General features: G+C 67.3%; 21 protein-coding genes and 1 riboswitch. Of the genes, 11 read left to right on the plus strand and 10 right to left on the minus strand.

Annotated elements, in window-relative coordinates; genetic code table 11:
- Positions 1 to 42: 42 nt before the first annotated feature.
- Positions 43 to 309, minus strand: a complete 267-nt coding sequence (locus ACFU0Y_RS00245; RefSeq protein ID WP_380212431.1) for a hypothetical protein — start codon at positions 307 to 309, stop codon at positions 43 to 45.
- A gap of 524 nt (positions 310 to 833) precedes the next feature.
- Between ACFU0Y_RS00245 and ACFU0Y_RS00250 the strand changes: the two genes are divergently transcribed.
- The 4 genes from ACFU0Y_RS00250 to ACFU0Y_RS00265 all read left to right on the plus strand — a co-directional run bounded on the left by ACFU0Y_RS00250 (position 834) and on the right by ACFU0Y_RS00265 (position 4,830).
- The gene (locus ACFU0Y_RS00250) at positions 834 to 1,517 is read left to right on the plus strand and encodes a Pr6Pr family membrane protein (protein WP_380212432.1); all 684 of its coding nucleotides are present in this window, start codon (positions 834 to 836) and stop codon (positions 1,515 to 1,517) included.
- 267 nt (positions 1,518 to 1,784) lie between these two features.
- Entirely contained in the window at positions 1,785 to 3,146 is a 1,362-nt protein-coding gene (locus tag ACFU0Y_RS00255; RefSeq protein WP_380212433.1) for an AI-2E family transporter, read from the plus strand.
- 227 nt (positions 3,147 to 3,373) lie between these two features.
- On the plus strand, positions 3,374 to 3,964 hold the full coding sequence (locus tag ACFU0Y_RS00260; protein ID WP_380212434.1) for a DNA alkylation repair protein: 591 nt from the start codon (positions 3,374 to 3,376) through the stop codon (positions 3,962 to 3,964).
- Between the two features lie 425 nt (positions 3,965 to 4,389).
- Positions 4,390 to 4,830 carry a nuclear transport factor 2 family protein gene (locus tag ACFU0Y_RS00265; protein ID WP_380212462.1) on the plus strand — a complete coding sequence of 147 codons (441 nt, stop codon included), beginning with the start codon at positions 4,390 to 4,392 and terminating at the stop codon, positions 4,828 to 4,830.
- 330 nt (positions 4,831 to 5,160) lie between these two features.
- On the opposite strand, the gene epsC is transcribed toward ACFU0Y_RS00265, so the two are convergent.
- From epsC to ACFU0Y_RS00290, 5 genes are all read right to left on the minus strand, one after another.
- Complete coding sequence (gene epsC / locus ACFU0Y_RS00270; RefSeq protein ID WP_380212435.1) at positions 5,161 to 5,916, minus strand: serine O-acetyltransferase EpsC; 756 nt, start codon at positions 5,914 to 5,916, stop codon at positions 5,161 to 5,163.
- Positions 5,917 to 6,619: 703 nt separating this feature from the next.
- Positions 6,620 to 7,663 carry a methionine synthase gene (locus tag ACFU0Y_RS00275; RefSeq protein ID WP_380212436.1) on the minus strand — a complete coding sequence of 348 codons (1,044 nt, stop codon included), beginning with the start codon at positions 7,661 to 7,663 and terminating at the stop codon, positions 6,620 to 6,622.
- Positions 7,660 to 8,679: a DUF1852 domain-containing protein gene (locus ACFU0Y_RS00280; protein WP_380212437.1), complete on the minus strand. Its 1,020-nt coding sequence runs from the start codon at positions 8,677 to 8,679 to the stop codon at positions 7,660 to 7,662. The genes ACFU0Y_RS00275 and ACFU0Y_RS00280 overlap by 4 nt, the downstream gene beginning before the upstream one ends.
- A gap of 97 nt (positions 8,680 to 8,776) precedes the next feature.
- Positions 8,777 to 9,079 carry a PLP-dependent transferase gene (locus ACFU0Y_RS00285; protein ID WP_380212438.1) on the minus strand — a complete coding sequence of 101 codons (303 nt, stop codon included), beginning with the start codon at positions 9,077 to 9,079 and terminating at the stop codon, positions 8,777 to 8,779.
- A gap of 1 nt (position 9,080) precedes the next feature.
- Positions 9,081 to 10,385 (minus strand): O-acetylhomoserine aminocarboxypropyltransferase/cysteine synthase family protein, encoded by a 1,305-nt coding sequence (locus ACFU0Y_RS00290; RefSeq protein ID WP_380212439.1) that lies wholly within the window; start codon positions 10,383 to 10,385, stop codon positions 9,081 to 9,083.
- Positions 10,386 to 10,390: 5 nt separating this feature from the next.
- A riboswitch (SAM riboswitch) is annotated at positions 10,391 to 10,503 on the minus strand.
- Positions 10,504 to 11,336: 833 nt separating this feature from the next.
- Between ACFU0Y_RS00290 and ACFU0Y_RS00295 the strand changes: the two genes are divergently transcribed.
- The 3 genes from ACFU0Y_RS00295 to ACFU0Y_RS00305 all read left to right on the plus strand — a co-directional run bounded on the left by ACFU0Y_RS00295 (position 11,337) and on the right by ACFU0Y_RS00305 (position 15,746).
- Positions 11,337 to 13,325: a beta-glucoside-specific PTS transporter subunit IIABC gene (locus ACFU0Y_RS00295; protein WP_380212440.1), complete on the plus strand. Its 1,989-nt coding sequence runs from the start codon at positions 11,337 to 11,339 to the stop codon at positions 13,323 to 13,325.
- A gap of 70 nt (positions 13,326 to 13,395) precedes the next feature.
- Positions 13,396 to 14,805, plus strand: coding sequence for a glycoside hydrolase family 1 protein (locus ACFU0Y_RS00300; protein ID WP_380212441.1), 1,410 nt, complete (start codon positions 13,396 to 13,398; stop codon positions 14,803 to 14,805).
- 95 nt (positions 14,806 to 14,900) lie between these two features.
- Positions 14,901 to 15,746: a PRD domain-containing protein gene (locus tag ACFU0Y_RS00305; protein WP_380212442.1), complete on the plus strand. Its 846-nt coding sequence runs from the start codon at positions 14,901 to 14,903 to the stop codon at positions 15,744 to 15,746.
- 169 nt (positions 15,747 to 15,915) lie between these two features.
- On the opposite strand, the gene ACFU0Y_RS00310 is transcribed toward ACFU0Y_RS00305, so the two are convergent.
- A complete protein-coding gene (locus tag ACFU0Y_RS00310; protein WP_380212443.1) occupies positions 15,916 to 16,785 on the minus strand; it encodes a Cof-type HAD-IIB family hydrolase in 870 nt (289 codons plus the stop codon).
- A 388-nt stretch (positions 16,786 to 17,173) separates the two neighbouring features.
- Here ACFU0Y_RS00310 and ACFU0Y_RS00315 point away from each other — a divergent pair, with 388 nt between their 5' ends.
- Both ACFU0Y_RS00315 and ACFU0Y_RS00320 read left to right on the plus strand, forming a co-directional pair.
- Positions 17,174 to 17,329: a hypothetical protein gene (locus ACFU0Y_RS00315; RefSeq protein ID WP_380212444.1), complete on the plus strand. Its 156-nt coding sequence runs from the start codon at positions 17,174 to 17,176 to the stop codon at positions 17,327 to 17,329.
- Between the two features lie 55 nt (positions 17,330 to 17,384).
- Positions 17,385 to 18,548 (plus strand): glycosyltransferase family 4 protein, encoded by a 1,164-nt coding sequence (locus ACFU0Y_RS00320; RefSeq protein WP_380212445.1) that lies wholly within the window; start codon positions 17,385 to 17,387, stop codon positions 18,546 to 18,548.
- Positions 18,549 to 18,871: 323 nt separating this feature from the next.
- Here the strand turns inward: ACFU0Y_RS00320 and ACFU0Y_RS00325 are convergent, their stop codons facing one another.
- Positions 18,872 to 19,462: a recombinase family protein gene (locus ACFU0Y_RS00325; RefSeq protein WP_380212446.1), complete on the minus strand. Its 591-nt coding sequence runs from the start codon at positions 19,460 to 19,462 to the stop codon at positions 18,872 to 18,874.
- A 431-nt stretch (positions 19,463 to 19,893) separates the two neighbouring features.
- On the opposite strand from ACFU0Y_RS00325, the gene ACFU0Y_RS00330 reads away from it, so the two are divergent.
- The gene (locus ACFU0Y_RS00330) at positions 19,894 to 20,391 is read left to right on the plus strand and encodes a DUF4188 domain-containing protein (RefSeq protein ID WP_380212447.1); all 498 of its coding nucleotides are present in this window, start codon (positions 19,894 to 19,896) and stop codon (positions 20,389 to 20,391) included.
- Positions 20,392 to 20,581: 190 nt separating this feature from the next.
- On the opposite strand, the gene ACFU0Y_RS00335 is transcribed toward ACFU0Y_RS00330, so the two are convergent.
- A complete protein-coding gene (locus ACFU0Y_RS00335; RefSeq protein ID WP_380212448.1) occupies positions 20,582 to 21,250 on the minus strand; it encodes a GAP family protein in 669 nt (222 codons plus the stop codon).
- A 55-nt stretch (positions 21,251 to 21,305) separates the two neighbouring features.
- On the opposite strand from ACFU0Y_RS00335, the gene ACFU0Y_RS00340 reads away from it, so the two are divergent.
- A complete protein-coding gene (locus ACFU0Y_RS00340) occupies positions 21,306 to 21,953 on the plus strand; it encodes a TetR/AcrR family transcriptional regulator (RefSeq protein WP_380212449.1) in 648 nt (215 codons plus the stop codon).
- Positions 21,954 to 22,422: 469 nt separating this feature from the next.
- On the opposite strand, the gene ACFU0Y_RS00345 is transcribed toward ACFU0Y_RS00340, so the two are convergent.
- On the minus strand, positions 22,423 to 23,370 hold the full coding sequence (locus tag ACFU0Y_RS00345) for a helix-turn-helix transcriptional regulator (protein WP_380212450.1): 948 nt from the start codon (positions 23,368 to 23,370) through the stop codon (positions 22,423 to 22,425).
- Positions 23,371 to 23,500: the final 130 nt, after the last annotated feature.

The following is a 23,500-nucleotide window of genomic DNA, read 5'->3' on the forward strand; positions in this document are numbered from 1 at the left end:
GCTCGACGTCGACAACGAGGCCTCACAGGAAAGCCCCCGTGGTCAACGGCTGCTCGTGTCGTCCGTACACGAGACGTTCAACCATGACCGGACCGAGATCAACGACTCCTCCAGCGCGGGGGCGTTGAAGCGGTCAGCGTCCACGGTGGGGGTGTCCGCAATGTCTTGAGCAGTCGTGAGTTCCTCACCGTAGGAGTCGATGAGCAACTGGATCTGGGAGAACTCCGCGACCAGTTCCGGGGGCACGGTGGCCACCATCTCGGCGACCTGGTCCTCCACCCGTTGCACGTCCTGCACCTGCTCGGTCACCCGCAGGCTGGACGGGAGCACGGACAGCGTCAGAACATGATCGGCTACCGCAGCGCAGGCCTCGTCCTGGTTGCCGTAGGCTCCCCACCGGTCGGTGGCTGGTGCCGCACTCCCAGGGGCCCCACCGGGGGCACGGGTCGAGGACGGCGTCTCCAATCCTGAACCCGTCGGGGCGGTTCCCTCTGGAGAGGCACACCCGACCAGCACCGTGCAGAGCACTGCCAGCAGATGTCCTCCGCGCGCACGAGCGAGAGGGCTCTGCCGCATCGGTGTCGACGACGGGCGCATCGGCGATGCCTCCTCACCGGCAGCACGGACAGTCGTTGCCGCTAGCCTAGGCGCCGCTCAGAACTCTGTAGCGCCGCAGGTCGTCCGGATTGCCGAATCGGTCGCAGGCCACGGCATGCGTGCACTCTTCTAGGGTGAAGCCGGTGGCAGGGTGCTACCCACCACGGGTGGTTGTTGGCGTTCGGGGCGGTGCAACGAGGTGGCCGGGGCGTGTCCCCGGTCGGTGGAGGAGGGTCATGGGTTGGGTCGTGCTGGTGGTGCGCACGGCGGCACTGGCCGTGGCGATCGGGGCCCTGACGCTGCGCGCGGACTGCGCCTTCGTCACCCGCACCTGTCTGGGCACGAACCTCTTCAGCTACTTCACCGTCCACAGCACCATCCTGCTGATTCTTGTCCTGGGTCTGACATTGATCCATCACGCCCACCGTGGCGCTGAACCGGTGTGGCTGACAGCTTTTCGCGCTCTGGCGACCACCTACATGATCGTCTCCGGGGTTGTGTTCACGATCATGCTCGCCAACGCCGAACTGTTCGGCTATCTCTTCCTCGTGCCCTCCTCCTCGAAGGTGCTGCACTTTGTACTACCCGTCTACGCCGTCGCCGACTTCCTGCTGGGACCGGGGCGGCACCGGCTGGCCGTGTCGACCGCCTGGACGTCGATGGTGTATCCGGTGCTGTGGGCGGCCTACACCCTCGTCCGCGGTCGGTTGGTGGGCTGGTACCCCTACTTCTTCCTGGATCCCGACCAGGTCGGCGGCTACACCGCCGTCGGCCTGTACTCGCTGGGGGTCTCCGCGCTCATCTTGACCACAGCGCTGCTCGTCGCCGCCGCCACCCGCCTGCCCAGCCTGCCGGCACGCCCACTATCACCGGCACAAAGGTCATCCGGTCACCGAGGACACCAGCGGCGCGGAGTCTGACCCGGCACCACTCCGGAACGTGTCCGGTAGCCGGGTCACAGGTGGGTCCATGCTCTGCCGGTTTCATCGAAGGGCCAGCGCATCCCGGTGGATGGAGGTTGTTCGGGGTGCGGATACTCAGAGTCCACACCGGTATCGCCGCCGGTCCGTGCCGGTTCCGCCCTCGGCCGCCGGTGCCGATGGGCCACCTAGAGTGGGCCCACCGTCCCATCCGCGGCGGCGGCCGCCCGCAGCGACTCCTGCCGCCTGAGGTCCAGGAGCACTGCCATGACCAACCCGTCCCCCACCCAGCCCTCCGATCAGCGCACCGGCTCCAGCGGCGCCGACGCCGTCCTGGCCGCCCACGATCGACCGGACCCGCCGGCCGAAACCACCGACGGCGAGGGCACTGGAGGCGGGCCGCCCGTCGCCTCCGCCGCCGGCCCGTGGTCCGATGCCCTGGGCCGGGCCGGGTCCCGAGCGGCCCAGGTCTTGCTGGTGGCCGTCGTCGTGGCCGGGATCGTGTGGCTGCTGCTGCGCGTGACGGTCGTGGTGATCGCACTGCTGGTGGCCCTCATCCTCGCCGCAGCGGTGTCCCCGCTGGTGCAGTGGCTGGTAGGCAAGGAGTGGTCACACCTGTGGGCCACCCTCGCCGCCTTCCTGGGCATTCTCGTCCTGCTGGGCGGGCTGGTCACCGGTGTGGTCCTCGCCATCAGCAACGAATGGGACGACCTGGTCTCCTCCGCCGAGGAGGGCTGGCAGGAGCTCCAGGAGTGGGTGGCGTCCGGTCCGCTGCCCATCGACACCATCGCGATCGACACCGCGATCCGTCAGGTCATCGACGTCGTCACCGACGGCAGCATAGCCGGCAACGTCGCCGACAGCGCCGTCACTGGGATCGCCGCCGCCACCGAGGTCCTCACCGGAGCGGTGCTCACGATCGTCATCCTTTTCTTCTTCCTCAAGGACGGCCACCGGATGTGGAACTTCGCCCTGCGCTGGTTCCGCGGGTCCACGCGGGCGAAATTGGCCGAATCCGCCGACCGCAGTGCCGAGGTGCTCGGCGGCTACATGCGCGGGATCGCGATCATCGCCCTGGTGGACGCGCTCATCATCGGCATCGGACTGGCCCTCGTGGGCATCCCCCTGGTCCTGCCGCTGGCGGTCATCGTGTTCATCGGCGCCTTCGTGCCCCTGATTGGGGCCACCGTGGCAGGGATCTTCGCCGCCCTGGTCGCCCTGGTGACCGCCGGGCCCGTCGAGGCGCTGATCGTGGTCGCGATCGTGGTGGTCGTCAATCAGCTCGAGGGTGACCTGCTCGAACCGGTGATCATGGGCAACACCTTGAGCCTGCACGCCCTGGTGGTGCTCCTGGCCCTGACTGTGGGCACCCTGGTGGGCGGAATTCCCGGGGCTGTGCTGGCGGTGCCATACACCGCCGTAGCTTGGAAAGTCATCCAGGTCTGCACGGACCGATACCAGACCGGGCAGGACCCGATGCTGGGCGAGGACCCGCTGGGCCCCGAGGACCGGGTCTCCGAGCAGGCCACCATGGCCGAGCGTTGGACGTACCAGCGGATGCGCCGCCGCCGGCGCAGGAGAAATCCCGGCGCCGCGGAGCAGGACTCCGCTCTCGGTACCGGCCACTAGCCGGCGCGGACAGCAATGGACGACAACCGGTTGGTGCAACAGCCGAGTTCCGGGCACCGGAGCCTCTGACACGCTCCCTCCAAGAGGTGTCCGGTAGTCGGCCATTTGTAAAGCAGGGCCTGCCGCCGGGTCCGCACCGCCCCGGTCCCACGGTGCGACGTCGTTGTTGCTGAGACTTCACGGTGACGGTCGACTGTGGTCGGATGGGTGGTGTGAACGCGCCACTCATGACAGCCGCAGACGTCGAGCGGGCGCTGCTGGATGCCGCCGATCCCGCCGAGATCGGCAAGATCCGCAAGCGAGTACGCGAGGACGAACCTGTGTTCGGCGTACGGATGGGCACACTGTTCCAGATCGCCAAGGCGGCCGCCGACGTTGCACCGGGCGAGCTCGACACCTTGTTCGAGCATGCCGCCTACGAACCCCGCATGACCGCTTTCTGCATTCTCGACTTCCGCGCCCGCCGCAGGCTCTCGGACGAGGAACGCGCGGTGTACGGCACCACTTACCTGGGCCGGCACGACGCGATCACCGCGTGGGACATGGTCGATCGGGCCGCACCACGCGTGCTCGGGTGGCCGCTGATGATCGGCGTGCTCGGTGACGCGCGTGTGCTCCTGGAAGATCTGGCCCGCTCGGCCGACCCGTTGCGCAGGCGGTCAGCGATCACGGCACCGTTGTGGTTCCTCAAGCAGGGTTCCGCGGCTGATATCGAGCTGGGAACGCACATTGCCGCGATGCTGGAGGACGATCCCGAACCAATGGTTCGCTCGGCAGTGAGAACGTATCGCAAGCACACGGTCTCATCCGCCCGGTGAATGCAAGGCCCGATGGCGGCAGCGCGGGATCGACGACGACACCGTGGGGCAGACCGTAGAACGCACTGCTCCGCACGAGATGCCCCGGACTGCCCGTGGGTGTGTGCACCGTTGATGCTCCGGAGCTTGCCGGGTCTAAAGTGCTCCCCCTCAGGCGGACGCCTTGCTGGCCACCCCAGTGGCCGTGATCGCGACTATTGCCGAGGGGAACTCCCTCCGGTTCAGGCCGCAGATTCTGTGTCTTGCTGTCATCTCCGTGTTGGATTTGATCCTGGCGACTCTAGCGTCATAAGAACCTTCAGGAACCCCCACTGCAACATCGCCCTCGCGAAAAAGGACCGGTAGCCGGGCCATATGTAAAGCGGTCCCCCGCCCCTGGCGGGCGCACCCCGCGCCTCGGGAGGATGGGCCCATGAGCACTCCTGATCAACCGCGCCCACCGGCTTCCGCCCTTTACCCACGAGAGCGCCCTCGCCAAGGTCCAGGCCGCCGAAGACGCCTGGAACAGCCGTGACCCTGAGCGCGTCGCTGGCGCCTACTCAATCGACACCGAGTGGCGCAACCGCGACCAACACCTCCGCGGGCGTGAGCAGGTCGTCGCCTTCCTCACCGACAAGTGGGACCACGAGCTCGACTACCGCCTGCGCAAGAACCTGTGGTCTTTCACGGACAACCGGATCGCAGTGCGGTTCCAGTACGAGTGGCACGACACCGGCGGGCAGTGGTGGCGCTCCTACGGCAACGAGCTGTGGGATTTCGACGCACTCGGCTACATGCGCTGCCGTGAGGCCTCCATCAACGACCTCGCCATCGGAGAGTCCGAGCTACGCGTCACTCCCGGCGAGGGCGAGCTTCCTGTCTGGTGACGACGACGGAAGTCCCTTCCCTACCACTCACAGCAGCCGCGGATGGCCAACCCTGTGGCCGGTCATTTCCGGGTCCGGGCAACGACACGGATCACGCCAACGCCGCCTTGGCCCACAAACACCCCTAGATCATTGCCCGTCCGGTCGTTGATGAGGGGTCCCGAGCACCGAGCCCGCTGCTTGATTCCAGGTTTCGTGGCCGGCCGTGAATCGTCCGCGCTTTCTGCATCGCCCGACAATGCCCGCAGGGGAATCCCGGGTTCTGGCGAGATGCCTCGGAGTTGCCTTGTTCGCCCGTGAGGCCCGTATTTGGCCGGTGTGGGCACGTCATCAGATCATGTAGTCGAAATGTTGATCCATCGACTCGGCCGGCACTTCATGGACCCGCGACCTGATGACCCGGGCGGGAACTCCCACCGCGGTGGTGCCGGCCGGGACGGGGACCAGCACCACCGCACCGGCGCCGATCTTCGCATTCTCGCCCACGAGCACGTTGCCGAGCACTTTCACTCCTGCTGCCAGGAGTACTCCGGAGCCGATCTTGGGGTGACGATCCCCGCACTCTTTGCCTGTGCCTCCCAGGGTCACGTTCTGCAAGATCGAGACGTCATCACCGACCACTGCCGTTTCGCCGATGACGACACCAGTGGCGTGGTCGATGAAAACTCCCGACCCGATGCTCGCTCCGGGATGGATGTCCATGGCCAAGAGCTCCGAGACCCTGCTTTGTAAAAACACGGCCACCAGCTCACGCCCACTGCACCACAGCAGATGCGCCACCCGGTGCACCTGCAGACCCAGAAACCCTTTGGCGAACAGGAACGGCACCAGCACATTGGGATAGGCCGGATTACGCTCCACACTGGCCAGCAGGTCAGCGGCCGCACTCTCCACAATTCCTGGTTCCGCCTCCAGTACCTGCGCGAACAGCTCCACGAGCTCCTCGCGCGGCACGTGATCATCGGCGACCTTGCCCGCCATGAGCTCTATCAAGCTCTCCTGGAACGAGTCGCACTCCTGAACGTAGACCTTCAACAGGCCCGCCAGACTTGGTTCTCGGGTGCCCGAGACGCTCTCCAGAAGCATCGTCCAGACCGTTAACACACTGGTCCGTTCCCTCGTGTGCTGCATCGTTGCTCTCTTTCCGGGCTTACCCATTCATCCTGCGCCCATCGCGGTAGCTTCCCCCCGGGCCGGCCAGTGATGATTTGTCGAGACGAACCTCATGTGTCGTGGTGCAACCATCACATGATGCCGCGACCGGTTCCTCCATCATTGAGCACCGACCGGCGACGACTCCACGGGCACCCCACGCACAGAGCCCACTACCGCAACGCGGTTTGCCTCTAACTCACCATATGTAAAGCGGTGGTGCGTTACCCCGACTGGATGTCTTCTAAGGTGTGCCCATGGTCGCCTCCACCCGCCCCAGTGTCTTGGCAGATGCCCGCGCGATCGCCGCTGCCGCCCCCGCTGGGCAGGGCACCGCTGTCGTCGCCCTAGCCATCACTGTCATCTGCGCCCGGCGATTGCCTTGGAGAGACTATTGAAACCATTTCAAGAGCGGCAACACCCGCAGGTACCCCGATGGCCGGGTCGTGGACTACCGCACCGGGCAAGTCAGGATGGTGCCCGTGATGACGATAGGTCCGTCTTGGCACTTCAGCACGTCGGACAGTGGGCTTGGGCGGCAGTTTAGTCCCGTCCGTTCCCGAGGCCGCTAACGGGGACGATTCATTCGGGCGTCAGGCGGGGCTCACCGCCAGGTCTTGAACGCCCTGGCTGGCCGTCACTTCGAGGGGGTCGCTCCGGAGAGTTCCGCTCGGATGATCTCCGCACCCGCAGCGAGAGCGATCATTTTGTCTCGCGCCACCTGTCGAGCCAGTGGCGCCATGCCGCAGTTGGTGCTCGGATACAACTGGTCCGCATCGACGAACCGGAGCACCTGCCGGAGGGTGCTGGCCACTTGCTCCGGGGTTTCGATCGCGTCGCTGGCGACGTCGATGGCCCCGACCATCACCTGCTTACCTCGGAGCAACTCGATGAGCTCGACCGGGACGCGGGAGTTGTGGCGTTCCAGGGAGACCATGTCGATCGTCGACTGCTGGAGTAGCGGGAATGACATCTCATACTGGCGCCACTCCGACCCGAGCGTCGCCTTCCACTCGGTATTGGCTTTGATGCCGTAGCCGTAGCAGATATGCACGGCCGTTTTGCTGCGCAGTCCCTCGGCCGCTCGCTCCAGTGCGGTCACGCCCCACTCTTTGAGGTCGTCGAAGAACACGTTGAAGGCAGGCTCGTCGAACTGGATGATGTCGACGCCCGCCGCCTCCAGCTCTTTGGCCTCCTGGTTGAGGATCTTCGCGAACTCCCAAGCGAGCTTTTCGCGACTCCTGTAGTGCTTGTCGTAGAGGGTGTCGATCATGGTCATGGGACCGGGGAGCGTCCACTTGATGGGCTGGCTGGTCCGCGCGCGGAGGGCCTTCGCGTCGTCGAGGAAAACCGACCGCTCACGGCCCACCGCGCCGACGACCGTCGGGACGCTCGCGTCGTAGCGGTCACGGATCCGCACCGTCTTCCGGTGTTCGAAGTCGACGCCGCTGAGGTGTTCGATGAACGTGGTGACAAAGTGCTGACGGGTCTGTTCGCCGTCGCTGACGATGTCGATACCCGCCTGGCGCTGCTCGTCCACGGCCAGGCTCAGCGCATCCCGCTTGCCCTCGCGCAGTTCCTCGCCGTCCAGCTTCCAAGGGGACCACAGCGTCTCACCTTCCGCGAGCCAGGAGGGCTTGGGCAGGCTGCCCACGATGGTGGTGGGCAACAGGGTGTTCATCGGTGATTCTCCGTCTCTCGTCCGCAGTGGGCCGCGGCCCACTGCTCCAGGAGGGTCTGGTGTGGCTTCACAAAGTGCTCCTCCGTGAACTTCCCCTGCATGAGAGCCAGCTGACTGCGCTCCTCGCGGTCGTAGGCGATCTGCGTCACCGAGTAGTCTCGACTCTCCAGGCTCGGCCGGTAGATCCGACCAGCCGCCGCATTGGCGTTGTAGATCTCCGGGCGATAGATCTTCTGGAACGCTTCCATCGTGCTGATGAGACCGATGAGTGCCAGGCTGGAATAGTCATTGAGGAGATCGCCCCGGAAATAGAACGCCAGGGGTGCGACCGCGCCGCGGGGCATGAAGTAGCGGACCCGCAGTCCCATCTTCTCGAAGTATCGATCCGTCAAGGAGGATTCATCCTGCCGATACTCGACCCCGAGGATCGGATGGTGGTTCTCGAGCCGACGATACGTCTTGGTGCTCGAGACGCTGATGCAGATCACGGGCGGCTGGGGGAACCGCTCGCGGTAGGCATCGGAGTCCAGGAAGTGCGTGAAGAGCTTCCCGTGCAATTCGCCGAAGTCATTAGGGGTGCTGGACCGGGACGCCTTCGCGTGGTGTTCCGGCAGCACCACGCTGAAGTCATAGTCCCGGAGGTAGGACGAGAAGTTGTTCCCCACGATCCCGTCGATGTGCACATTGGACAGGGTGTCGAGGATCTGCACGTCGAGGACCTCGATCAGGGGGAACACCGCGTCGTCGCCGTCGGCGGCGAAGTGCAGGTCCACGGAGACGATCTCGATCTCCACGGCATAGCGATCCCGGCTGGGATTGTCCCAGTGGGCCAGGTCGTTGAAGCGACTATTGATCATTGTCAGGGTGTTTCGGAGGTTCTGCCGACGGTTCTCGCCGCGGGCCAGGTTCGCGAAGTTCGTCGTGCCTCGGGAACTGGACGACGGGCAGTAGTCCTCATCGAAGCGGGTCGTGCTGATACCGAACGTGAAGTCGTTCGTCCTGGTGGTCTGATGCATCGATTCCTCACTGTGGACCGAGGGCCTGCCTCCCAGGTCCGTACTCATCTCGAACGTCCTTCCCTGCTGCTCGTGCACTGCCCTCCCGAAAGTCGCCTCAGTCATGCTCCTGGCACCCCCGGCGCTGCCCAGACGACGTCGATCCGGGCCTCCGGGCCGCGCGGGCCGCGGCGGTGACGCGGCGCTGACCGGTCCGGGTCGGGTTGGACCCCCGGCTGTACTCGTGGCCGCCGCGCAGCACGTTGATGCCGTCCTGCACGAAGGTGCTGGTCTGGTACATCGGCGGCACGACCGCCCCGGTCAGCGGGTCCGGTGCCTGGCCGGCGACCGCTATCGTGTTGAAGCCCCGACGGGCCGTCGGCGCAGTGTCCGTCTGTGCTGTGTCGTTCAGGAGGGTCATCTCAGCGCGCCTCCCCGGTCAGGGCCGAGGCCGGTACGGTGGCCAGCGCCCGGTCGAGGTCGGCGATCAGGTCCTCGGGACACTCCAGTCCGATGGACAGCCGGATCGTGGTCTCAGTGATGCCCGCGGCCCGGCGTTGGTTGGGGGTGAGCCGGCAGTGCGTCATGGTCGCCGGATGGCTGACCAGGGAGCGCACGTCCCCGATGTTGGCCACGAGCTGGAACAGCTCCAGAGCGTCGATGAACGGGCCGATGGCCTCGGGGCCGGCGGCCAGGTCGAAGGAGAACACCGAGCCGGTGCCGTGCGGGAAGTCCCTCTCGGCGAGGGCGGCGCTGGGGTGCCCGGGGATCGCCGGGTGGTGGACGAGCCCGACGGTGGGGTGCCGGGCCAAGTGCTCGGCGACCGTTCGCGCGGTCTCCTCCTGCCGGGCGATGCGGACGGCGAGGGTCTCCAGGCCCTGGATGAACTGGGCGGCGCTGGCCGGGGCGAGGGAAGGGCCGAGGTCGTGCAGGAACTTGCTGCGCGCCAGCGCCAGGTAGGCGCCGCGGCCGTGCCGGTCGATGAGTGCCTGTCCGCCGTAGCGGGCCTTGGGCCGGGTCAGTTGGGGCCACCGCTCCGGGGCTGCGCCGTAGTCGAAGGTGCCGCCGTCCACGATCGCCCCGCCGAGGACGGCCCCGTGCCCGCCGATGAACTTCGTGGCGGAGTGCACCACCACGTCGGCACCATGTTCCAGTGGCCGGTACAGGACCGGCGTCGCCAAGGTGCTGTCCACCACGACCGGGACCCCGGAGGCGTGGGCGATGTCCGCCAGCGCCGGCAGGTCCGGCACGGTGGCCAGCGGGTTGGTGATGGACTCCAGGAAGAACGCGCGGGTGTCCGGCCGGATCGCCGCGCCCCAAGCCTGCGGGTCGGCCGGGTCGGCGAAAGTGACCTCGATGCCGAAGTCGGCGAAGGTGTCCGTCAGCAGGTCCACCGTCCCGCCGTAGAGCTGGCTGGAGACGACCAAGTGCTTGCCGCCGTGGAGCAGGGTCAGCAGGGACAGCGCGACGGCGGCTTGTCCCGTGGCGGTGCCGATGGCCCCGATCCCGCCCTCCAGGGCCGCCAGTCGGTTCTCGAACACGGCGACCGTGGGGTTGCCCGTGCGGCTGTAGGTGAACCCGGGGGTCTCCAGCCGGAACATCGAGGCGGCCGTGGCGTGATCGGGGAAGCGGTAGGCCGCCGTCTGGTGGATGGGCACGGCCACCGGCCAATAGGGGGCCTCGGGCTCGTAGCCGGCGTGGACCTGTTGGGTGGCGTGGTGATTCATTCGATCCTCCATCGGTCCTGGCGGTAGCACCGTGCCCGCCGGTCCCGGTGTCCCAGGGTCGGCTGACTGGTTGCTGCGGCGTCGTCGAGCCAGATCTCTCGGCCGCTCTGGATGGTGTGGTGCGCTCATCCCACTCGATGGACGGCTCTATAGTCCAACGGACGGTGGGGTCGGTTGTCACAAAACCACACGTCGGGACATATTCGGGCCGGGCGGTCGCGCTCGGCCGCTTCGGCCGACGTCGGGCCGGGTTTGTGACAGGTTGTGACGGCCAGCCGCCCGGCCCTCATCGTGGGCTCAGTGATGTCCCGACGGAAGACCAGTGCGTCGTCGAGGGCGTTGTGCGCGGAGAAGATGACGCACGCCTGGGGGCGGCGTCATCAACGTCGTGGTGAACGGCGTCAACCGGATCCCGGGCACCGTGCACGGAGCCATCGGATTCGTCCTCCGGCACCACAGGAGGGCTCTCCCGGGCCCCGCTCTTCGACCGTGGCAACCCGCGGCGTATGACCAACCTCTACCGCAGCACGGTCCACCGCTAACTGGCCATATGTAAAGCGGAGGAGACGGAGCCGCGCTGGGATCCGTTGCCCCGGGGGCAACCAGCAGCAGTTCGGGCGGCCCTGAAAGTGCTATCAATCCATCGGCACCAGGCGGCGGGATGACCGTCAAGGACCCTCCTCCTTGTGCAACGCTCGGAGCCTGGAGCAAGACGGCCTGGTTCCAGGATGGCCGCCGATCAGTGGAAGGTGGTGACCCTGACCGAAGCCCTTGCGCGTGCGTGAAACATTCGTCACGTCTTGCGTATGAGCCCCGTCACCCGTACTTTGATCCAAGCAGGCGGTTTACGCCTGGAGGATTGTTACCCGGACACGGGGCAAGACCTGAGACGCACCTGACGGTGCGGCTTGGGTCTTTTTTTGTGCCCAAAATCGGAAAGAAAGGCCTGTCATGGCTGTTGTGGACTACCGGTCGTTGGCCGAGGGGATTCTGCAGGAGGTCGGCGGCGAGGAGAACATCGTTTCCGCCACCCACTGCGCAACGCGCTTGCGCCTGAAACTGCGCGACGAGTCCAAGGCGGACAAGGCCGCCATCGAGAAGCTCCCCGGGGTGATCGCCGTGATGCAGGCCGGGGGCCAGTACCAGGTCGTCATCGGCGACAACGTGCCGCACGTCCACGCCGAGCTGGGCAAAATCACCAAGCTCACCGGCGACGAAGCCTCCACTGGCGGTGACGAAGCGCCGGGCGGGAACCTCTTCAACCGGTTCATCAACCTGATCTCCTCGATCTTCTTGCCGATCCTGTGGCCGCTGGCCGGGGCCGGGCTGCTCAAGGCGTTCCTGAGCATGGCGACCCAGTTCGGCTGGCTCAACGCCGAGTCCCAGACCTACGTCATCCTGGCTGCGGCTGCCGACTCGATCTTCTACTTCCTGCCGCTGTTCCTGGCGGTCACCGCCGCCCGGCGGTTCAAGACCAACCAGTTCACTTCCATGGCCATCGCCGGCGCTTTGGTCTACCCCTCGATCGTGGAATTGGCTGCGGCCGGGGCCCCCGTGGCCTTCGCGGGTCTGCCGGTGGTGATGATGAGCTACACCAGCTCGGTGATCCCGATCATCGTCGCGGTCTGGCTGCAGGGCTACCTCGAGCGGTTCCTGAACAAGATCCTGCCCGCGGCGCTGCGCAACTTCAGCACCCCGCTGCTGACCATCCTCGTCATGGTCCCCCTCATCCTCATGACCGTCGGGCCGGTGACGACCTACGCCGCGCAGGCCATCTCTTCCGGTGTCAACGCCACCTTCGGCTTCGCTCCCTGGCTGGCTGGGGCGATCATGGGCGGGTTCTGGCAGGTCTTCGTGCTCTTCGGCCTGCACTGGGGTTTCGTCCCGATCATGACCAACGACCTCGCCACCCAGGGCTACTCCCTGCTGACGGGTCCGCTGCTCGCCGCCGTGCTCGCCCAGGCCGCCGCGACCCTGGCCGTGTTCTTCCGCACCCGCAACGCCGCCCGTCGTCAGGTCGCCGGCCCGGCCGCCCTGTCCGGGTTCCTGGCCGGGATCACCGAGCCGGGCATCTACGGTGTGAACCTGCCGCTGAAGAAGCCCTTCTACTTCGGCATCGCCGGCGGTGTCATCGGCGGGGCCATCGCGGCCTCCGGCGGCAGCGCGGCCAACTCCTTCGTGTTCCCCTCTCTGCTGGCTCTGCCTGCGTTCTCCACGGTGGGCAGCTTCACCCTGCAGCTGATCGGTACGGGGGTCGCGGTGGTCATCGCCTTCTCCCTCACCTTCCTCTTCGGCCCCCGGGAGTCCGCGGTCCCCACCGCCGATGTGCAGGCCCAGGACACCGCCGCGCTGGATCCGGCCACTGACGACGCCCCGATCGCCTCCGGTAGTACACACACCAGCGCCTCCACCGACACCCCGGCCGGCGCCACCTCGGCCACGGCCACCCTGCCCACCGGCACCGCCACCGCCACCGAGATCGCCGGCACCGTCGAGGTTCTCTCCCCCGTCGACGGCACGGCCGTGGCCCTGACCGAGGTCCCGGACAAGGTCTTCGCTTCCGAAGCGATGGGCAAGGGCCTGGGCATCGTCCCCACCGATGGGCACGTCTACGCCCCGATCTCCGGGACGGTCAAGGCCGCGATGAAGTCCGGGCACGCCTACGGGATCAAGTCCCCCGGCGGGATCGAGGTGCTCGTGCACATCGGCATCGACACCGTCCAGCTCAACGGGCGCGGCTTCAGCCCCGCCGTCACCCGCGGCGATCACGTCAAGGCCGGGGACCTCCTGGCCGTCGTCGACCTCGACGTGGTGGCCGAGGCCGGCTACGACCCGACCACCCTGGTGGTCATCACCAACACCGCCCAGCTCACGGACGTGGTCCCCGTCGCCCAGGGCACCGTGACCCACGGCCAGCCGGCCGTGACCGTGCAGATCTGAGAGCAGGCCTGCACGGGACCCGCAGCAGACATGACCGATGCATGATGAACGACAGATGAAGGAGCAGTTCATGACGACGACTTTCCGCGAGGGATTCCTGTGGGGCGGGGCCACTGCCGCCAACCAGATCGAAGGCGCCTACAACGAAGGCGGGAAGGGCCTGTCCATCCAGGACGTGATGCCCCAGGGCATCACGACGCCCCCCACCGAGGGACCGACCGAGGACAACCTCAAGCTCGAAGCAATCGACTTCTACCACCGCTACGCCGAGGACATCGCCCTGTTCGCCGAGATGGGCTTCACGGTCTTCCGCTTCTCCATCGCCTGGTCCCGGATCTTCCCCCACGGTGACGAGCAGACCCCCAACGAGGAAGGCCTGGCCTTCTACGACCGGGTCCTCGACGAGCTCGAGCGCCACGGGATCGAGCCGCTGGTCACGATCAGCCACTACGAGACCCCGCTGCACCTGGCCCGGACCTACGACGGGTGGACGAACCGGGAACTCATCGGCTTCTACGAGAACTACTGCCGCGCCCTGTTCGAGCGCTACGGCAAGCGGGTGAAGTACTGGCTGACGTTCAACGAGATCAACTCGGTGCTCCACGCCCCCTTCCTCTCGGGGGGTATCCCCACGCCGAAGGAGGAGCTGTCCCAGCAGGACCTCTACCAGGCCGTCCACCACGAACTGGTGGCCTCGGGGCGGGCCACCCGGCTGGCTCGGGAGATCATGCCGCAGGCACAGGTGGGGTGCATGATCATCGCGATACCGGTCTACCCCCTCACCCCCGACCCCTCGGACGTGGTGGCCGCGATGCACACCGCTCACGACACCTACGCCTTCGGTGACATCCACTGCCGCGGGGAGTATCCGGGGTATCTGCTGCGCCACTTCCGGGACAACGGCATCGAGCTGGAGATCACCAACCAGGACCGGGAGGACCTGACCCACACGGTGGACTTCGTGTCCTTCAGCTACTACATGAGCATCTGCGAGACCGGTGATCCCGCCCAGAAGATCACCGGTGCCGGCAACATCATGGGCGGGATCCCCAACCCCACCCTGGAAGCCTCCGAGTGGGGCTGGCAGATCGACCCCCAGGGCCTGCGCGTGGTGATGAACGACTACTGGGAGCGGTGGCAGAAGCCGCTGTTCATCGTCGAGAACGGTCTCGGCGCCATGGACGAGCTGGTGGAGGTCGACGGCACCAAGACCGTGGTGGACGACTACCGCATCGCCTACCTCAACGACCACCTCGTCCAGGCCCGCGAGGCCGTCGCCGACGGGGTGGACCTGCTGGGCTACACCACCTGGGGATGCATCGACCTGGTGAGCGCCTCCACCGCGCAGCTGAGCAAGCGCTACGGGTTCATCTACGTCGACCGCAACGACGACGGCACCGGCACCCTTCAGCGATACCGGAAGAAGTCCTTCGACTGGTACCGCCAGGTCATCGCCACCAACGGCGCCCACCTGCAGTGATCCCCGCACGATGACACCTGCGCAGTGACACCGGTGGCGGGGCCCCGAGAGGCCCCGCCACCGAGTTGACCAGAACCGACAGAAAGGAAGACGACGTGGAGGTCCTGCGTGTCTTCAACAACAACGTCGTCCTCGCCCGCCAATCCTCCGGCGGCGAGGTCATCCTCACCGGACGAGGCCTGGGCTTCCAGGCCAAACCGGGCAAAAAGGTCGATGAAACCAAGGTGGTGCGGGTCTTCGTGCCCGAGGACGGGCGCGACGCGGACAACTTCGGGGCCCTGGTGGCAGCGATCCCCCCGGAGCACCTGCTACTGGCCGACCAGGCCCTGGAAATCGCCCGCACCGACATGGCCGCCCCGTTGAGCTCCACCACGGTCGTGGGACTGGCCGACCACCTCAGCTTCGCCATCAAGCGCCTGCGCCAGGGCATCGACATCGAATACCCCCTACGCGCGGAGGTCGCCCACCTCTACCCCGACGAACTGCGCATCGCCCAACGGATCCTCGACCACGTCAACACCCACGTCGAGCAACCCCTGCCGCAGGCGGAGGCCGTCCCGATCGCCCTGCACCTGGTCAACGCCGGGTTCGCCAGCGGTGATCTGTCCTTCACCTACCAGATGACCGGGGTCTTCACCCAGCTGTTCGAGGTCCTCGAGCAGTCATACAGCCGGCCCTTCGATCGCGACACCATCAACGCCGCCCGCTTCATCACCCACCTGCGCTACTTCTTCGTCCGCGCCCACACCGGCCGCCAGCTCGACGAGGGCGCCACCCGCCTCAGCACCGCCATCCGGGAGGCCTACCCGGAGGCCTTCGGCACCGCGCTAAAACTGCAGGCAGTGCTGGAGCTGCGCCTGGGGGAACCGCTCACCGAGGACGAGGTCACCTACCTCACCCTGCACGTCGCCCGGATGGTCGACGATCTCCGGGTGCGATAGCTCCTCCGACGACCCACGAAACCCGCACCGCCCGGACAGCCGGCCGAGCTGCCCTGCCCGCATTCGAGAGGACCGGTTCCCAGGCCGCAGGGACTGGCCGCCTGCGGTGTGCCAGGGGGTCCACTCCATACCGATCAGCGCGGGGATAACCGCGAACCTCTACCGGCTGTCAGGACGCCGCCGGGATGAGTACTTCGCCGGCGACGAGACCGTGACGCACGAACGCGTTCCACACCCCGTCCTCACGCACGCTCGTCGTCGACTCATCGGCCAAACTCTTCAGCTCCGGGGCGGCATTGCCCATCGCGATGCCCCTCCCGCACACCTGGAACATCTCCACGTCGTTCCAGCTGTCACCGATGCCGATCGCCGACGCCCGGTCGAGGCCGAGGTGCTCGAGCACCGACTCGATGGCCGAGCCCTTGGTGGTGCCGCGCATCCCGACCTCACCGTTGGACCCACCGGGCAGCGGCATGCTCCCGGGCACGATGTGGAACCGGTCGCCGAGCTCCTCCTGGGCGCGGGTGACCGTGTCCACAGACTCCCCCAGGAACACCGCTTTCGCGACACGGTCGAGGTCGACCTCGGCGAGACCTTGAGCTCGTGGCGCCTCCTGCGGGGCGGTCTGCGACTCGTCCGGCTCACCGTGGTCACTCTCCCAGCGGCGCATCATTGCGTTGAACTTGTCCTGCACCTGCGGGGAGGCGTGGACGGCGGCATCGGTCTGCAGGAAAAAGAGGATGCCGCTGCCCTCGAAATAGGTCATGAGCCGCTGCACCGCCTCACGCGGCATGGTCGCGGCCACGACGGTCTCCTCCCCGCTGGTGGCATACGCGCCGCCATTGGTGACCGCCCCGTCAAAACCGATCGCGCTCACCTCACCGGGAATTGCCCCGGCCGCACGCCCGGTGCACAGATACACCAGGTGCCCCGCCGCGCGCGCCCCCCGGATCGCTGCAACGGTTGAGGGAGCGATGGCCTTGCCGTGGTCGAGGATCGTTCCGTCGATGTCCAGGAAGGCGATGCGGGGGGATGTCACGGGGCTACTCCTTCACGCCACCAGAGGGGACGGGGTGGCCCAGCCATCCTATTCGGCGCTACAGGCGGCTCAGCGGCAATTCGGTCAGCCACAACCACGGCGTGGGTACTAAGCAGGTCAAAATGTCGCTTATCCGTGCATCGGTCCCGCCTTTGCCTATGGTCAGGTTCAGGGTCGTTCGTGAGAGGTGACTATCCACGTCCAGGAACTTACGTTGGTAGGTAGCAATCCGAGCTGGTGTTCTCACGGGGGTCGTGGCCAGTCGGACTGGCTCGCTGGTGGCCGAGATGTCGAACGTGGTCTGTTCACGTGCGCTTCGCGCACGTGCTCCACGCCGGGGAGGGAACAACACGGGCCCGGCACCGTCCGGCCCGGGAACGGAGCACCAGTGAAAATCGCGATCCTCGGAGGCGACGGCTTCTGCGGCTGGCCCGCCGCCCTGCACCAGTCGGCCGCGGGTCAAGAGGTGCTCGTCGTCGACAACATCGCCCGGCGCGACACCGACGCCGAGCCGGTGCCGTACCGCGCTTCCGCTGGGATCTGAGCCCGGCATGCGGATCGCGGTGTTCACGGAGACTTTTCTGCCTAACGTCGACGGCGTGGTCACCCAGCTCACGCGCACCCTGGAGGAACTGGGGGACATGGGTCACGAGGCCCTGGTTTTCGCTCCGGGTAAGCCCCCGGACCGGTACGGATCCCACACCGTCGCCCGTGTCGGGTCGTTCCCCTTCCGGCCCTGGTACCCGGAGATTCGGGCGGGGCTGCCGACCCCGCAGGTAGAACGGGCCGTGACGGCGTTCCGCCCCGATGTCGTGCACGCGGTGAACCCCGTATGCCTGGCCGCCTACGGGGCGCTCTCGGCGCGGTGGCGGGACCTGCCCCTGCTCGCGTCCTTCCACACGGACGTCCCCCAGTACCTGAGCGCACTCGGGCTCAGCCCGTTGCGCGGGGCCGCACAGCGGTGGACCCGTGCCCTGCACAATCTGGCCCAGGTCAACCTGTGCACCTCGGGGCCCATGGTCGAGCAGGCCACCGGCATGGGCATTCGTAACGTGGCGCTGTGGCCCAAGGCCGTGGACACCCGGTCGTTCTCCCCGGCGAAGGCCTCCCCCGCCATGCGCGTCCGGCTCACGGACAACCACCGCGAGGACCGGCTGGTGCTCGCGGTGGGACGGCTGTCACGGGAAAAAAACCTCGAGGCCCTGCTCGAGCCGATCCGGCGGCTGCCCGGCACCCGGCTCGCCGTGGTCGGGGACGGACCACACCGGGCGGAGCTCGAACGGCGCTTCGCCGGCACCGGGACGGTCTTCACGGGATACCTGCGCGGGGAGCAGCTCGCCGCGGCGTACGCCTCGGCCGACGTGTTCGCTTTTCCCTCCACCACGGAAACCCTGGGCCTGGTGGCCCTGGAATCGCTGGCCAGCGGTGTCCCGGTGGTCGGTGCCCGGGCGGGCGGAATCCCTTTTGCGATTGACCACGGGACCACTGGCTTCCTCGTGGACCCCGGGGACACGGATGGGTTCACCGCCCGCTTGCGGCAGCTGCTGGGCGACGACGTACTGCGCGCGCGCATGGGGGTGGCCGCACGGGCCGAGGCAGAGAGGCTCGGCTGGCGGGCCGCCACCGCATCTGTGGTGGGCAGCTACGGACGTGCGATCGAGCGGCACGGGGTACGCCCCCTGGCCCACCCGGGCTCACCCTTTGCCCGCCATGACGGCCACCCGCTGCTGTATCCGGCGGTGAACTCCACCGGTCCGACGTAGAACCGGTCTGAGGAAGACCAGGCCTGGTCCACCGGTTCCTCCGGAGGACCACCCTCTCTGTCGGCCCTGAGTGAGGCGTCAGGACCGTCGTCCCCCTACCAGGAAGTGGGACGACCGCCCGGAACCGATCAAACCCTCGATCGCCCCCTGCTCGACCGGCTCGTCGACCCGGATCTCATCGCAGAGTACCGAAGCGGCCATTTAGCACCATCAGAACACCGCCAAATGTCGCCGCGATACACACGAGAGCTCATTCGACCCACCCGGTGATAAACCCCGCCTCCGGGCGACGTGGGCATCACGGCCAGTCGCCCGTGATCGCCTCAGATCGTCGGCTGAGGGAGCTCCCGGATGCGCCGATACAGGGTGGCTCGCGACATCTCCATGTCCCGTGCCACCTGGGTCGCCGACTCCCCGCCCTCGATCAACCGGAGGGCGCTTCGAATCTGACTGTCCGTGAAGGTCGCTCGCCGCCCGCCCAGGTCCTTGCCGGCAGCCCGACGCTTGGCCACCGAGTCCGTGATCCGCTCCCGTTTGATCTCCAGCTCCATCTGGGCCAGGGCTGCCATCACGGTGAAGACCATCGAGCCCATCGGAGTATGGGTATCCACATCTCCCCCACCCAGGTTCAGCACCCGCAACCCCGCTCCCCTGCCCCGCAGCGCCTCGGCGAAGGCCAGCATGTTCTGCGTCGACCGCCCCAACCGGTCCAGGGTGGTAATCACCAACGTATCGCCCTCCTCGAGAGCGGCCACGGCCCTGTCGAACTTCGGCCGTGAAGCGTGGGCTCCAGACACTCCATGATCCACATGGAGATCATCACGCCGCACGCCGGCAGCCAGCAGATCAGACACCTGACGGTCCGCGTCCTGATCCCGCGTCGACACTCGCCCATACCCGATCAGCTTCCCCATCGCAACCCCTAAGTGTCTCGCAACCAATGTCTAGTACACGAATCTAGCCACATAGATAAAGCACATAGTTGCAAGACTTGCCGGGTCGCGGAAATCCGCCAAAGTTCGTAGCCGCAAAATTCATAGGATGAGACGTCTCGCATCCCATGGCTTGTGAATCCGTGTTCGGAACAACCGATGGCGCTGCGCCGCTCTCAGGGTAGAACGTCCTCGTCCTGGACATTGTGACTCCGATCGTCGACCCCCAGATGAATCACGTCGACATCCCCGAAGAGATCCCTCAACCTCTTGGCATGCGGGATGCGCGGGGGGATGGTTGGCACACGGGACGCGTGAGCAGCACGCGCCCCTGCCGACTGGAGCGGCAGGCCATCGATGTCGATCGTCGGCTCACAGCTGGAGAACGGCTGGTCCAACCGAAGGAGCACTCCATGGCCAAGGTCAACCTGAACCGTGTGACCCACGCCTACACCGGCGATGAACTGGTCGTCTTCCTCATCGGCATGCGCATCAACAGACCCTGGCGGGTACGCCAATGGTGGCCATCCTTCTCCGCCATGCCGCCGATGCTCAAGGAGCTCACGACCGACCCGGACTCCGGCCTGCTGGGTTACCGCATGACCTTCGGGGCGGGTGGTCCGACGGTCATCCAGTACTGGAGTTCGACGCAGAAGCTCTACGCCTACGCCTCCGATCCCCACGCCGAGCATCGGCCCGCCTGGGCAAAGTTCAACCGGTTGGCCCGGAAAGCACCAGGCACTGTGGGAATCTGGCACGAGACCTTTGTGGTCGCCCGCGCCGAATCCATCTACGTCGGCATGCCCACTGCCGGCCTTGCCAAAGCCACCTCCACCGTGCCCGTGACTGCCCGCTCCGACAGAGCCGCCGACCGATTGACCGGCAGAGAGTCCCGCACCGACACGGCCTGAGGGCCACCTGCCCAGAACAGGTCTGCGCCTCGCCCCTCGTGTACCGCAACACCACCCCAGAACGCTCACGCGACGAATGGTGCGTCCACCACCCACGATGGGACGTCCCGCAGCCCTCGACTTGTGCCGCTCTCGCGTACTGGCTCCTCGGCTCTGTGGACGGGACGTCCCGGTCATCGCGTCCGGGCGGTCACACGGTGAACGCCAGGACGATCAGGATGCCCGCCACGAGCAGCAGTCCGGTCGCGGCAGGAACGGATCGTTGCTGGACGCGCTCCGCACCGAGGCGGTCGTACACCCGTTGCAGCGGAGCCGTGATGCGTCTGCGCCAGGCCAGGCCCGCGACGAGCAGCACCAGGCACGGGAGGCAGTACACGACGGCGTAGAGGGCCAGAACGCTGACGCCGGCACCGGTGGGCACCTGAGCGGCGTTCAGACGCTCGATGGCCACCAGGTAGGGGAAGGCGTTGGGCAGGTCCGCCCCGGTGGCCAGCACCCCCAGCGGGCCGGCGGTCCAGGGGCTGAACCAGCCCGGCAGGACCACCGCAGGACGCGTGCGGGTCCGCAGGCGTCGAGCGGCGATGACCAGAAGGATGAGCGCGGCCAGCAGCAGCGCCCCACGCCGCACCCACACGGCCGCCCCCTGTACGGCCTGGCCCAGCTCCCCGCTGCCGATGAACAGTCCGGCCCCCACCGCGAACACCACGAGATAGGCGCCGGCCACGTAGGCCAGTGCGGTGCTCGCGGGGCGGGGCACCGGGGCCAGCAGGATCAAGGCCACCCCGGCGATCGTCGCCGGATTGAGGGAGTCCAGGGCAGCCAGACCGGCGATCGCAGCGAGGAGACCAGTCGTCAACATGAGACAAGACTAGCTCATTTGAGACGTTGTAGTCTCATGCGGATAGAATCGGGAAATGGACAACATCTCGGCCTCCTCGTCCGTGCCCTCGCACCCGGTGTCGACCGATGAGGTGTTCGTCGATGCTGTCGCGGCGTCGGCCGCGCGGCACTTGGCCCTGGCGCCGGCGGCGTCGATGCAGGAGTTGGCCCAGGCCGTGGGCATCAGCAGGGCGACGCTGTTCCGACGGTTCCCCTCCCGCGCCGCGTTGATTGCCGAGCTGTGTCAGGCAGCGGCACAGGCCTATGTGCGGGCGGTGGACGAGGCCGCGCCGCACGAGGGTCCCCCGACGCAGGCCTTGGCCCGTGTGGTGGAAGGTCTCGGCCGCCTGGCGCCGGTGGTCGGACTCCTCGGGCTGCAACCGCTGGGGGAGCACGTGGAGACCTCACTGATGGGCCGGACCGCGCAGACGGAGGAGGAGCTGCGCCGACTGGTGCGTCGAGGACAGGAGAGCGGGTCCTTCCGTGTCGAGGTGGACCCGGAGTGGTTCCTGGCGATGCTGACGTGGCTGATGGTCGGTGCCGCCGACAGCGTGCGGCTGGGACGGCTGACCGCGAATGCCGCGCACCGGCACCTGGCCGCGACCCTGGCCGCGGCCGTGCTTCGTCCCGACGAGATGCAGAACTTCTCCGTGAGGACGCCTCTGCGTTCGAGCACGCAGTGAACGCGCATCCCCCGTAGTGGCGCATCCCCCGTAGTGGTGGAGAATGCCGCTGGTCGACTCTGCAGGGACAAGACGGAACGGCAGTCCCGGCCTGACGTGTGGAACACGCCTCGCCGACGATGGGCCGAGAACGAAGATGCCGACGACGGCCGTCCCACGACCGAGGATGTGGACCGCCCCCGACGGCGGTCAGGACTTTGATCACCTCGAGTCCGACCTCATCGCCGACCCGGACCTGCTCGCGTAGGCCAGAGCGGCCATCCAGGTCCGCCGGAAGACCGTGACCTGTCTCGGCGGTTCATGGTCCCGGTGCACTTCCCCAGGACAAGACGTCTCGCATCCCACGGGGGGCAGGACGATGTGTGCAGGGACGCGCGTGGCGCAAAGGCCGACCGGTCAGCGCGGCATCGCTCCGCCCCTTCGCCGGAGCACGGTGACGCTGCTGCCGAGGCCGGCCCGACGACGTCCGTCAGCGGCCGAGAGTGCGGCTGGGCGAGGTTCCGTAGACCTGCCGGTAGTACTGCGCGAAGCGCCCCGGATGGGTGAAGCCCCATCGGGCGGCGATCCCCTTCACGGTGTCCCCGCGCCCCGGGTCGGCGTCCTGCAGTTCGCGATGGGCGGCGTTGATCCGGGTGCGGCGCAGGTACTGGGCCGGGGTCAACCCTGCGGGGTGGTTGGCCCGGAAGGCCCGCAGGAGGGCCTTCGTGGTCGTCCGGGCCGCACGGGCGGCGTCCTCCACCGTGACGGGCTCCGCGGCGTGGTCGTCGAAGAACTGCACCGCGATCCGGTACCGGCGGGACTGGGCCTCCATGGACAGGTACCGCTCTTCCCGGTCCCCGAGCAGAGCGAAGCACTCCAGCAGGCCCACGGTCAGGTGCCGGGTGAGATCGGCGCGCACCACGGGCTCGTCGAAGGCCGCCGACCCCAGCACCTCGGCGCCGCGACGCACGATGGCGGACCAGCACTCGCCCAGCCGAGGGCCTGCCGGCACGGAGGACGCGAACCCCACCGGGGTCTCCGTGCCGTAGACGGTGTCGGCCGTGGCCTGCACGAGATGCACCGGCAGATGGGCCATGGTCACGTCCACGTCCTGGGCCACCACCACGGACGGGTGATCGGGCCGGAACAGCACCGGGGAGCCCGCCACCGCGGAACCGGTCTCCTCGCGGATCTGCCAGTCGTACCGGGTGCCCCGCACATGAGCCACCGTGAAGGCCTGGGTGTCCCCCCACAAGGACATCGTTCCGCCCACGTGCACCGAGGACACGGCGAGGTGCTCGTCCCCTCCCCGCGAGAGCCGGTAGGAGAATCCGGGGTCGGTGGAGCTGTAGCCGAAGCGCATGCCGGTCCGCTCACCGAGCGCGGGCAGCACGTCCGGATCCGAGATCGTGAGCTCGTGGCGGAACACCTCGCCCATGTGCCAGCACCCCCCCTGTCGACCGTGAGCCGCTCCGTGGGGAATCCCGCTCCGCATGACCGATCTCCGGCTCACCGAAGAGTTCGCACCATTGTGACCCACACCTCTCGGTGCTGCCCAGGCCCCGGAC

This window comes from Kocuria sp. NPDC057446, assembly GCF_042802875.1.
Classification (GTDB): domain Bacteria; phylum Actinomycetota; class Actinomycetes; order Actinomycetales; family Micrococcaceae; genus Kocuria.